We start from the raw sequence: 841 nt of genomic DNA on the forward strand, positions 1-841 counted from the left end.
ACCGCCGAGGCTATCACGGCGGAGGCCTTTGCCGGCGCGCTCGACACCGATGGCATTCCCGACCCGGAGCTGGTCATCCGCACCAGCGGCGAGCTGAGGTTGTCGAATTTCCTTCTCTGGCAGGCGGCCTACAGCGAGCTTGTGTTCCTGCCTTGCTACTGGCCCGATTTCAGCCGGGAACACCTGGCCGACGCGCTGCGCGACTTCGCAAGCCGCGAGCGCCGTTTCGGCGGGCTTGCCGCCCAAGACGTCGCTTCGTGAGCGGCGGCCAGATGAGCAATCTCCAGCTGCGTGTGATTTCGGCGCTCGTACTGGCCGCCGTCACCCTCGGACTCACCTGGCTCGGCGGCATGCCGTTCCGCTTGCTCTGCAGCTTCATCGCCTGCACCATCTTCTACGAATGGTCACGCATGTCGCGCCCGACAACCGGCGGCGCCCTGGGCTTTCTGCCGGAAGCGCTGCTGCTGGCTTTCGTCGGCACCTTGATTGCCGGCGTGCCGGCGTCCTGGCAGCTGATCCTCGTCGCGATCATGGTTGTCGTCACGGCGGCCGGCGCTCGAATGCGCGGGACGGCGCAATGGGATGCCCCGGGCCTGGCCTATGCGTCGCTCTCGGGCCTGTCGCTGGCGATGCTGCGCGACGGCGACCATTCCGGCCTGATTGCGATCCTCTTCCTGTTCGCCGTCGTCTGGGCGACCGACATAGCGGCCTATTTCGTCGGTCGCGCCGTTGGCGGCCCGAAGCTGGCGCCGTCGATCTCGCCCGGCAAGACGCAGAGCGGGGCGTTGGGCGGCGCCGTCGGCGGCGTCGTGGCCGGTGTGCTTTTGGCCTCGGCGACCGG

The 841-nt window shown here is 68.3% G+C and carries 2 protein-coding genes; both read left to right on the forward strand.

Annotated elements, in window-relative coordinates:
• A partial coding sequence (locus EN781_RS33415; protein ID WP_145965823.1) for an undecaprenyl diphosphate synthase family protein occupies positions 1-261 on the forward strand: 261 nt, incomplete at its 5' end.
• 11 nt (positions 262-272) lie between these two features.
• Positions 273-841 (forward strand): phosphatidate cytidylyltransferase (locus EN781_RS33420; RefSeq protein ID WP_145965824.1); only part of this gene is annotated, 569 nt, incomplete at its 3' end.

Origin of the sequence: Mesorhizobium sp. M4A.F.Ca.ET.090.04.2.1 (assembly GCF_003999085.1) — a bacterium.
GTDB lineage: Bacteria > Pseudomonadota > Alphaproteobacteria > Rhizobiales > Rhizobiaceae > Mesorhizobium.